The sequence below is a fragment of the Microbacterium sp. genome (assembly GCF_035556355.1).
GTDB lineage: Bacteria > Actinomycetota > Actinomycetes > Actinomycetales > Microbacteriaceae > Microbacterium.
Window position 1 is genome coordinate 276981 of record NZ_DATMFG010000021.1, and the last position, 10303, is coordinate 287283.

Here is a 10303-nt window from a genome sequence, read left to right on the forward strand (position 1 = left end):
CAGTAGCCCACACTTTACCTTGACGTCGGCTGTCGCAAAACTGAATTCCTCGACGTAGGCTTGCAGCCACCATCGGCGGGCGGTGGCGGCTGGGGAGTCGGATGGGCATGCGGCACGACGGACGCGGGTCCGCGCAGACGCTGCGCCGGGGCGTCGTCACGATGTTCGTCGGGCGCGCGTTCCCCCCTGTCGCCGCGCTCGCGACTGCACCGCTGCTCGCGGTGGGGCTGGGCGTCTCGGGGCGCGGCGAACTCGCTGCCGCGACGGCGCCGCTCCTGCTCGCCGTCACGATCGCGCCCCTGGGGATCCCCACGGCCGTCACCTACGTCGTTGCGCGCTCTCCGCGCCTGATCGGCGTCGCGCTTCGCCGCGGCGCCGTGCTCACCCTGCTCGCGGGCCTCGTCGCGGTCGTCGTCGCCGTCCAGGCGGCGACGCTCCTGAGCGCGGGGGACGAGACCCTCGCGGGCTACATGGTCGTCGGAGCGCTCGCGATCGTGCCGACGGTGCTCGTCGCGGTCGTGCAGGCGGGAGCCGCCGGCCTCGGACGCTGGCGGCTCATCGCGACGGAGCGGGTGGTCGCCGCATCCGTCAAGGTCATCGCGATCGTCGTGCTCTTCGCGACCGGCACCCTCACGGTCGCGGCGGCCGTGATCGTCGTCGCCTTCGCGCCGGTGGTGGGCGGGCTCGTGTACCTCGGCCTGCGACCGGGTGAGGCGACCGCCCGAGCCGATGCGGACGCCGCCGACGAGGCATCGGCCCGCACCGCCGACCTCCTCCGGTACGGCCTGCGCTCATGGATCGGCGCGGTCGCGGGCATCCTCCTCATCCGGATCGACCAGCTCCTGTTCGTGCCCGTGGGCGGCGCCTACGAGCTCGGGCTCTACGCGGTGGCGGTCACGATCAGCGAGGCGCCGCTCATCGTGAACGCAGCCGTGCGGGACGTCGTGTTCACACACGACGCCGCGAAGGGCGACGACGAGCTCCTCGCGCGCGCATCGCGGATGTCGACCATCGCGACCGGCGCCGTCGCGCTCGCGATCGCGGCGACGGCGTGGCTGTGGCTGCCGGTGCTGTTCGGCGACGACTTCCGCGGGGCGCTCGTGCCGCTCCTCGTGCTCCTCGCCGCCGTCGTGCTCGGAAACCCCGGGTCGATCGCGGGCACCGGGCTGTCGGCGCGCGGGCGGCCCGGCCTGCGCAGCATCAGCCTCGTGATCGCGTGCGTCGTGAACGTCGCGGTGTTCCTCGTGCTCGTGCCGGTGTGGGGCGCGGTCGGCGCCGCCGTCGCGACGCTCATCGGCAACCTCGTGTCGAGCAACCTCAACCTCGTCCTCCTCCGCCGCACGTCGGGGATTCCGGTGGCGTCGTTCTACGCGTTCCGGTTCGCGGACCTCCGGGCGGTCTCCGCACTCCTTCCACGCGCAGGAGGCAGGGCGTGACGAGCATCCCCCGGCGTGTGTGGAACGGCGTCGCGCGCCGCGCGCTGCGTGTGCGCTTCGACATGCGCAATCGCGTGTCGAAGGCTCCCGTCACGGGGGATGGCCCGATCGTGTCGCTCACGACCCACGGACCGCGGCTCGACATCGTGCACCTCGCGCTCGAGTCGATCGGCCGTGGAGCCGTGCGCCCGAGCCGACTCATCCTGTGGCTCGGGCCGGACGACCACGCGCGCCCGCGTCCGCCGACACTGCGACGTCTCGTCGCGCGAGGACTCGAGGTGCGCGAGGCGGTCGACCTCGGCCCGCACACGAAGTACTGGCCGCTCGTCGAGTCGGAGCCCGACCGCGACTTCGTGACGGCCGACGACGACGTCTTCTATCCGCGCGGGTGGCTCGCCGAGCTGCGAGACGCGGGCGAGCGGATGCCGGAGGCCATCGTGTGCTTCCGCGCCCACGTCCTCGGCGTCGACGACATGGGGGAGGCACCCCGCATCCGCCCCTACACCTCGTGGAAGCGGTGCCGGCGCACGACACCGTCACCGCTCCACTTCGCGACGGGCGTGTCGGGCGTGCTGTACCCGCGCACGTTCGCGCACGTGATCCGCGAGGCGGGGACGGGCTTCGTCGAGCGGGCACCGCGCGCCGACGACGTGTGGCTCCACTTCCTCGCGGTGCGGTCGGGCCGGGCGATCGTGCAGGTGCGACCACGGCCACTCGAGTTCCTGGGCGTGCCCGGCACGCGCCCGACGGGGCTCTACCGCACGAACGAGGGCGGCGGCAACGACCGCCAGATCGCCGCGACGTACACGCCGGACGTCCTCGCGCTCCTGGCCGCGGCGGCCCGCGGCGAGGCGCTCGTCACTTGAACAGGCTGCGCGACGACAGCTCGGCGAGCGAGCGCTCGTAGCCCGCGGCATCCGCCGGCTGCTCCTCGACCCAGGCCGCGAACTGCCGCAGGCCCTCCGCGAAGCTCGTCGCGGCCGCCCAGCCGAGTGCGCGCAGGCGCGTCGTGTCGGCGATGCTGTGGCGGATGTCGCCCGCCCGGAAGCTGCCCGACACCCGCATGCGCGGCTCGGCGCCGAACGCGGCGGCAAGGGCCACGACGACGTCGACGACGGTCGTGGAGGTGCCCGAGCCGACGTTGTAGACACCCGAGGCATCCGGATGCAGGGCCCCCAGTCGCGTCGCCTCGACGACGTCGTCCACGAACACGAAGTCGCGGCTCTCGCGCCCGTCCTCGAAGACGTTGACCTCGCCGCCCCGCCGCAGGATGCCTGAGAAGATCGAGAGGATCCCCGTGTACGGGTTCGTGAGCGACTGACCCGGACCGAACACGTTCTGGTACCGCAGCGCGACCGCCTCGATGCCCACCGCCGGAGCCGCCGTGAGCACGAGCGCCTCCTGCATGTGCTTCGTGATCCCGTACACGCTCGACGGCTGAAGTGGCGCGGACTCGGGCGTCGGCGCAGGCACGAGCTCGGTCTCGCCCGGCATGCGCACCTCGAAGTCGCCGCGCACCAGGTCGGCCTCGCTGCGCGGCCCGGGGTAGACGACACGGCCGTCGGACGTGCGGTAGGCCCCCTCGCCGTAGACGGCGCGCGACGACGCGACGACGAGTCGCCGCACGGAGTGCCGCTCGTTCGCGAGCACGTCGAGAAGGCGCCCCGTGCCGCCGGCGTTCGTCTGCACGTATCGGTCGATCTCGTACATCGACTGGCCCGTTCCGGTGTCGGCCGCGAGGTGCACGACCACCGTGACGTCGGCGAGCGCCGCTCTCAGCGTGCTGCGCGACAGGACGTCGCCGCGCACGAATTCGACCGTGGACGGGAGGGGCAGGTGCACGGGACGCCGACCGTGCACCTGCTCGGTCAGGGAGTCGAGCACGCGCACCCCGTGTTCCTCGCCCGCGAGGCGCGCGGCGAGCCTGCTTCCGATGAACCCGGCACCGCCGGTGATCAGGATGCGCTCGGTCATGATTCCTCCTCCTGACGCTCGAACTCGCACGGGGCGGGCAGGAGCGAAGTGAACGCCGCTGCGAGGCGGGCTCGGGTGGTCTCGAAGTCCAGCGGGCCGTCGTTGAGGCACACGATGGGAGTGCGCGCACCGGCGACCACCTCGCACGCCCGGTCGATCGACGCGTCGGAGAGCTGGATGAATGTGCCGTAGCGGCGCGGGCTCGCCGGTGCGAACGCGTTCTCGCACAGCGCCCACCACGCGAAGAGGAACACGTTGAGGTCGGCGAAGCTCTTGAACGTCGACCGGCACGTGCGCGCCAGGGCCGCGTCCGCCTCGCTCCATACGCGCATCATGGTCGCCCGCCGCAGCGGCAGCGGCAGGTGGTGGTTGAGGAAACCGGTGAACCGCGGCCAGGGCGCGAGGGCCAGGTTCTGCAGGAGTCCGCGCCCGTAGCGCGGACTGAACCACCGCAGGGGAGACCGGGCGATCACCCTGCGCTTCGAGAACCGGCCGTTGAGCAGGTGGACGTCGTTGAGCATCGCGTGCGAGACGTTGTCGCCCAGCGAGATCGCGTTCATGACGCCGAAGCCGACGGGCAGGTCGCCGCGGAAGAAGTGCGTCTCGTCGAGCGGGCGCAGCACGAACATGTCGTCGTTGAACGAGACGAACCGATCGGACAGCCCCTCGATGCGGTGCAGGTTGAGCTCGATCGTGCGCGAGTTGAACGTCGGGAGGTACTCGGACGGAATGAAGTCCTCGTGCCGCACGACGCGAAGACGCGGATGCTCCGTGTCGAGCCACTCCGGCGGCGGGGACTGCGTCACCAGGTGCACCGTCCCGACCCACGGGCAGTTCGCCGCGATGCCGCGGAACCAGAAGCGCAGCAGGTCCCAGTCCCGGAAGCGATCGGGCGTGGCGACGTCCGACGGGTCGGCGCCTGAGCGCACGAGGTGTTGGTCGCGCAGCGCGCGCCACGCGGCATCCGTGTCGTCCACCCACGTGACGACGACATCGACCGGCGCGCTCATCGGGCACCCACCGGCTGCAGATCGTACGAGTGCTGCTCCGTGGCATCGGGAAGGGCCCGCGTGCGGGGGCTCGAGCGGATCGCGACGAGCAGGATGAGGATCGCGGGCAGGTACGCCGGCACCTGCGCGCCGAGCGGCCCGCGGAGGATCCCGAACATCGCCATCGACACGAGCGGCGCGAGCATGGCCCACTTCGACAGCGGCGCGTGGAGCCACGCCGAGTCGACCCGTGCGGCGAGCACGCCCAGCAGCAGCATCCCGACGATGAGGCCCGCGATGCCGAACTGCAGATAGAGCTCGGCGTGGACCGGGAGCGAGAGGTTCGTGAACGAGTAGCCGGCGTGCTTCGCGACATCCGCCGAGGCGATCGTGGCCTTGTCGGCCCACACCGAGCGCGGCACGAAGAACAGGACGGCCGAGACGAGGTGGTGGCCTCCGGCGAAGCCGTGCGTCTGCACGTACGACAGCGTGTTCACGACCTGCTGGAACCCGTCGAAGTCGGGCGAGACGAACGTGTTCGCCGTGATGCTCCCGAACGAGAGCGTGCCGCGCCGGAACACGTTCGCGAGCGGGTAGATGAGCAGCGTCGCCGCGATCCCCAGCGCGAGGAACGCGAAGCCGGCGCGCGGCGACCGCGGGCGCACCGCGGCGAGCACGAGCGATCCGAGGGCGAGCAGCGCGATGAAGCGCGTCTGCGAGAACGGGTTGGCGAAGAGGGCGATGCCCACGACTCCGACGAGGAGCAGGCCCATCTCGCTCACGCGGACGTGCGCGAGACCGCGCCACGCGAGCTGCAGACGATACACGCCGAGGAGCGCCGCCGCGATCGCGAGGCCCGCCGGGAGCACCGTGTAGAGGGCGTAGACGACCCCGCCGGCGTCCGAGAGCGAGCCGCCCGCCGCGTCGAGCGCGTCACCCCGGGCGTTGCGGCTCGCGAAGAGGCTGTTGAGCCCGAGCACGTTCACCGCGTTCACGCCGACGACGACGAGGGCCGCCACGACGATGCCGTGCACGACCCGGCGGATCGACGCGCGCGCCTCGGGACGCGGGGCGCGCACACGGGCACGGGTCGCGAGGTCGCCGATCGCGAAGAAGGCGATCGCGAGCGCGGTCAGCACGAGCGCGAGCCGCACCGCCGCCGGATCGGCGAGCGCCCGTGTGTCGTTCCACGCGACGCGGCCCAGCGTGAGCTGCGCGATCGGGCCCACCCCGAGCCACGCGAACCAGAAGACGTAGAAAGCCGCGGCGGCCGGCCGCAGCCCGTGCGCGGCGGACTGGATGGCGCCGCTGAGCGCGATGACCGCGGAGAGGCCGGCGAGGGCGAGCGCGGCCGGATCGGACAGGTCGCGAACCAGCAGGGCCACGATCGCCGCTCCGAGGAGGACGAGCGGCAGCGCCCACGGGTTGATCCTCATCGCCTGCTCCCCGCGATCGCCGGTACCTGCGACGGGCGTGGGAGCGAAGCCTCGACGGCCGCACGCGCCTCCCGCGCGCAATCGGCCCACGGCCGCACGCGCCGCGGCCGGCGGGGCTCCTCCCGCAGGGCGGCGGTCACGGCATCCGCGATGCTCTGCGGATCGGGATCCGAGACGTGCACGGCCCCCGGGTGGATCGCCGCGAGGCCGCTGTCGGACGCCACGACGACGGGGATCCCGAAGTACGCGGCCTCGACGACCGGGAGGCCGAAGCCCTCGTCGGACGAGTTGAGGACGAAGGCCGCGGCGGATGCCACGATCCGCTGGTACGAACGGTCGGACACGTATCCCGGCAGTCGCACGCGGTGGGTGACCCGGTAGCGCGCCGCGAGCTCACGAAGCGACTCCCGGTACTCGTCCACCGCCCCCAGCACCCAGAGGGTGACGTCGGGCATCGCGGCGACCGCGCGGATCACGGCCTCGGGGCGCTTGTTCGGCAGATGCCCGTACGTGACCACGTTCACGCCCCGCGCGGACGCCGGTGCCGTGTGCCAGCGTCGCGGGTGGTCGCCGCCGTTCTCGACGACGACGAGACGGCGGGGCCGCACGCGATCGCGGGTCTCGGCGGCGGTCTTCTCGGAGATCGCCACCGTCGTCCCCGCGGATCCCGCCGACCACCGCCACAGACGCCGGTAGAGGCGCTGCACGAGAGGGAACTCCGCGGGGTGGTTCTCGTGCCGCCAGTCGTGCACGACGACCGCGCGGCGCGCGCGCGGCACGAGCGGGGAGGCGACCGGGCTCAGCGACAGCAGCGCGTCCGCGCGGGAGCGCCGGAACACGATCGCGGACGAGACGAGCTGGGTCCACGCCCGGGCGACGGGTGACACGCTCGAAACGACGTGCACCGAGACGTTCGCGTGGGCGGCGAACGCGTCCGCCGCCCACGGCCCCCCGACCACGATGATGCCGTCGCCGGGGTGGGCTTCCGCCCAGGCGCCGACGACCTCGCGCGCGTACAGGTTCATCCCGCCCGATCCGGCGGGCGATCCCATCGCGTCGATGACGATCCGCATGTCAGGCCCCGACCAGCGCGGGCGCCAGAACTTCCGACGTCCAGGCGGCGAGCGACCGGTCCTCGAAGCCGGCGGGGCTCGTCCCCCGGGCGGGCTGCGCGGCGATGAACGCGGCCACCTCCGCCACGTCGATGCGAGCGGGATCGGCGGGCACGATGAGCACGCGTGCGGGATCGTAGAACGGCTCGTCGCGGATCGCGGCGTTGGCGGTGATGAGCGCGGCGCCGCTGGCCAGCACCTCGAACACGCGCATCGTCAGTCCGGTCTGACCGGGCCGCTGGAGGTCGATGACCGCCTTGGAACGGCGCATGGTGGCGGCGACCGCGCCGATCGGCAGCGGCGTCGTGCGCACGTCCGCGCGCGGGATGCCGCGGTACCGGCGCACGAAGACCTTGCGCAGCCAGAAATACCAGGCGGCAGGGGAGTAGAACCACAGGAGTCGTCGCTCCGGCGGCACGGCGGCCGCGACGGCGTTCGCGAACGCGTGGCGATCGCCGTGCAGCGTGCCGATGAACGACACGTCGAGGTCGCGCGGCTCGTCGCCCGGGTGGAACTCCGGGCGGTGGAACAGCGGCAGGTGATCCACGCCCGTGCGGCGCGCGTCGTCCGGGTCGAACGAGAACGCGCGGTCGAAAAGGGGGAGGAGCGCAGCGCCCCGAGGGCTGTTCGCGAACGAGTCGAACGTGTAGTAGACGAACCGCACCCTCGGGCTGCGCGACCGGAGCGTCGTGAGGAACCACTCCGGCACGACCTCGCCCTTGATGACGAGGACGAGATCCGGAGGATCGTGCTCGGCGCGGCGCAGCAGCTCCCTGAAGTGCGCCGTGATCCGGTGGCCGAGGATCGCGGGTGCGACGCGCACGACCGCCCGAGCGACCGGCGCGTTCGAGGGGCGCTCGTCGACGAGCTCGACCTCGTGGCCCTGAGCCCGGATCTCCTGTGCGATCGCCTTCTCGTAGCCGAAGAACGACGGCGCGATCATGAGCACACGCACTAGACCGCCGTCCCTCCGGGCGACACGACCGCCTTGACCGTCTTGACGAGGATCGCCGCGTCGCCGAGGAGCGACCAGTTCTCGACGTACGACAGGTCGAGCCGCATCGCCTCCTCCCAGTCCAGGCTCGACCGGCCGCTGACCTGCCACGGCCCCGTCATGCCCGGCCGGATGAGCAGGCGCCGCTTCGCGGCATCCGAATACAGGGCGACCTCGGCGTGCACCTGCGGCCGCGGCCCGACCAGGCTCATCGAGCCGCTCAGCACGTTGAGCAGCTGCGGGAACTCGTCGATCGAGTACTTGCGCAGGAACCGCCCCAACGGCGTGACGCGCGGGTCGTCGCGCACCTTGAAGAGGGGTCGGCCGTCGGTCCCCTGCGCCGCGAGGAGGGTGGCCAGCTCGGCATCCGCCCCCTCGTACATCGTGCGGAACTTGAGGATGTGGAACGGTTCGCCGTTGCGGCCGATGCGCGCCTGGCGGAAGAGGGCCGGCCCGGGGCTGGTGGCGCGCACCGCGGCCGCGATGAGCAGGAGCGCGGGTGCGAGGACGACGAGCATCGCGGCGGAGCACACGATGTCGGCGAGACGCTTCGCGACCCTCTGCCCGCGCGAGAGCGACGGGCGCTCGACGTGGATGAGCGGAAGCCCCGCGACGGGCCGGGTGCGGATGCGCGGACCGCTGATGTCGACGATGCTCGGCGCCAGCACGAGGTGCTGGCCGCCGGACTCGAGCGCCCACGAGATCTGCTTGACGCGGTCGGGCGGCAGGTCGTCCGTGCCGGTGATCGCGACGGTGTCGGCATCGATGCGGGCAAGCGCGGCGGGCACCGATTCGAGATCTCCGACGATCGGGATACCGGTGCCCGCCACGGTGCCGCCCACGGCGGCGGGAACGCATGCCCCCACGACGGTGTAGCCGGCGTCGGTCGTTCGCGAGAGTTCACGCGCGATCTGGGCGACCGACTCCTCACACCCCACGAGCAGGACACGCGCCGTGTAGAGGCCCATGCGGCGGTGCGCGATGAGCCATTGCCTCCACAGCCAACGTCCGAGGACGAGGGTGACGATGCCCATCGGCAGCGCCAGGATGAGGTAGCCACGCGCGACGTCGACGCGGAACAGGAACGCGACGATCGCGACCGCGCCGAACACCCTCAGGCTCGCATCGCCGACGCGGATGTACTCCGTGATCCCCGCGCCGATGACCTTGTCACTGCGTGTCTCGAGCAGGCCGAGCATCCAGATCCACGCGCCGATGAGCACGCCCGAGAAGATCCAGTAGTCGATCTCGGCGAGCCCCGACACGCGCGGCGGCTGCAGCCCGAGCCACGCGATCTGCGTGCCGTACACCACCCACACGAGGATGAGCGCATCCGTCATCCACAGCCGAACGGCGTATGCCTCGCGCCATCGTGCGCCCACCGGTTGCCCGGCGGTACGCGGCGGTGTCAACGCCGAAGCCCCCAGCTTCAGTTCCCACGTCACTTCGAACCCCTCGCCCGATCCCCAGATGGACGTCGTACATAGAGGTTCGTCGCATGTTTCCTGTACGTCAAGTGGAGAACACGCGAAGTTTTCCTGAACGTGATGACGGATGCCCGGAAATCCGGGCCCTCGCGTCAGTCTTCGCCGTCGGCTTCCCTGCCGCCGTAGCGGTAGCCGTACGAGTGGTGCGCGTCCGGTCCGCGCATCGGAACCATCGTCAGAACGAGGCCCGCCGTCCGGGCGTCGACGGCCTGCAGGGTCTCCAGCGCGGCGGTGAGGCGCGCGCTCTTCGTGCGCCCGGCGGCCACGACCACGATCGCGCCCGCGGTCGCCTTCGCGAGCACCGCCGCATCCGTGACGGCGAGAAGCGGCGGCGCGTCGACGAGCACGATCTCGAACTCGCGCTCGAGGTCGGCGAGCAGCGCGCGCATCTGCGTCGAGACGAGCAGCTCGCTCGGGTTGGGCGGGATGCGCCCGGCGGGGAGCACGCGCAGGTTGCGCGTGCGCCACGGGACGAGGAGCTCCTCGGGAGAAGCGCGTCCGATGAGCACGTCCGTGAGGCCGGCTCCGCCCTCGATGCCGAGGTGGGTGGCGACGCGCGGGCGGCGCAGGTCGGCATCCACGACCGCGACGCGGCGTCCCGCGTCGGCGAGGACGGTCGCGAGGTTGATGAGCGTCGTGGTCTTGCCCTCGCCGGGCTCGCTCGAGGTGATGACGAAAGAGGACCTGTTGTCGAGGTCGAGGAACTGCAGGTTCGTGCGCAGCGTGCGGAACGCCTCGGCCCGGACACTGAGCGGATCGTCCTGCACGACGAGCGGACGCTCCTTCGCGCGCTTCTCGAACGGGATCGTCCCCAGCAGCGGCCGGTCGCTGACCGCCGCGAGGTCGCGCGCCCCCGAGATGCGCGTGTCGAGCAC

The 10303-nt window shown here is 72.0% G+C and carries 9 protein-coding genes; 2 read left to right on the forward strand and 7 right to left on the reverse strand.

Going from position 1 to position 10303, the window contains the following annotated elements; all coding sequences use genetic code 11:
* Nucleotides 1-107 precede the first annotated feature (107 nt).
* Both VNR19_RS05865 and VNR19_RS05870 read left to right on the forward strand, forming a co-directional pair.
* Nucleotides 108-1436 (forward strand): lipopolysaccharide biosynthesis protein, encoded by a 1329-nt coding sequence (locus tag VNR19_RS05865; protein ID WP_325724813.1) that lies wholly within the window; start codon nt 108-110, stop codon nt 1434-1436.
* Nucleotides 1433-2302, forward strand: coding sequence for a hypothetical protein (locus VNR19_RS05870; protein ID WP_325724815.1), 870 nt, complete (start codon nt 1433-1435; stop codon nt 2300-2302). Before VNR19_RS05865 ends, VNR19_RS05870 begins: the two co-directional genes overlap by 4 nt.
* Here the strand turns inward: VNR19_RS05870 and VNR19_RS05875 are convergent.
* From VNR19_RS05875 to VNR19_RS05905, 7 genes are all read right to left on the reverse strand, one after another.
* The gene (locus VNR19_RS05875; RefSeq protein WP_325724817.1) at nt 2295-3410 is read right to left on the reverse strand and encodes an NAD-dependent epimerase/dehydratase family protein; all 1116 of its coding nucleotides are present in this window, start codon (nt 3408-3410) and stop codon (nt 2295-2297) included. The two genes, VNR19_RS05870 and VNR19_RS05875, sit on opposite strands and share 8 nt — an antisense overlap.
* Nucleotides 3407-4420 carry a Stealth CR1 domain-containing protein gene (locus VNR19_RS05880; protein WP_325724819.1) on the reverse strand — a complete coding sequence of 338 codons (1014 nt, stop codon included), beginning with the start codon at nt 4418-4420 and terminating at the stop codon, nt 3407-3409. The genes VNR19_RS05875 and VNR19_RS05880 overlap by 4 nt, the downstream gene beginning before the upstream one ends.
* Complete coding sequence (locus VNR19_RS05885) at nt 4417-5835, reverse strand: O-antigen polymerase (RefSeq protein WP_325724821.1); 1419 nt, start codon at nt 5833-5835, stop codon at nt 4417-4419. The genes VNR19_RS05880 and VNR19_RS05885 overlap by 4 nt, the downstream gene beginning before the upstream one ends.
* Nucleotides 5832-6908, reverse strand: coding sequence for a glycosyltransferase (locus VNR19_RS05890; protein WP_325724823.1), 1077 nt, complete (start codon nt 6906-6908; stop codon nt 5832-5834). Before VNR19_RS05890 ends, VNR19_RS05885 begins: the two co-directional genes overlap by 4 nt.
* A 1-nt stretch (nt 6909) precedes the next feature.
* A complete protein-coding gene (locus tag VNR19_RS05895; RefSeq protein ID WP_325724825.1) occupies nt 6910-7902 on the reverse strand; it encodes a WaaS/CpsH family glycosyltransferase in 993 nt (330 codons plus the stop codon).
* Nucleotides 7902-9386 carry a sugar transferase gene (locus tag VNR19_RS05900; protein ID WP_325724827.1) on the reverse strand — a complete coding sequence of 495 codons (1485 nt, stop codon included), beginning with the start codon at nt 9384-9386 and terminating at the stop codon, nt 7902-7904. The genes VNR19_RS05895 and VNR19_RS05900 overlap by 1 nt, the downstream gene beginning before the upstream one ends.
* A 134-nt stretch (nt 9387-9520) precedes the next feature.
* A partial coding sequence (locus VNR19_RS05905; protein ID WP_325724829.1) for a CpsD/CapB family tyrosine-protein kinase occupies nt 9521-10303 on the reverse strand: 783 nt, incomplete at its 5' end.

What these genes read in the sequence shown, in the direction of transcription:
- VNR19_RS05885 (WP_325724821.1), bottom strand. Translation starts at nt 5,835, where the DNA reads ATGAGGATCAACCCGTGGGCGCTGCCGCTCGTCCTCCTCGGAGCGGCG.
- VNR19_RS05875 (WP_325724817.1), bottom strand. Translation starts at nt 3,410, where the DNA reads ATGACCGAGCGCATCCTGATCACCGGCGGTGCCGGGTTCATCGGAAGC.
- VNR19_RS05865 (WP_325724813.1), top strand. Translation starts at nt 108, where the DNA reads ATGCGGCACGACGGACGCGGGTCCGCGCAGACGCTGCGCCGGGGCGTC.
- VNR19_RS05890 (WP_325724823.1), bottom strand. Translation starts at nt 6,908, where the DNA reads ATGCGGATCGTCATCGACGCGATGGGATCGCCCGCCGGATCGGGCGGG.
- VNR19_RS05880 (WP_325724819.1), bottom strand. Translation starts at nt 4,420, where the DNA reads ATGAGCGCGCCGGTCGATGTCGTCGTCACGTGGGTGGACGACACGGAT.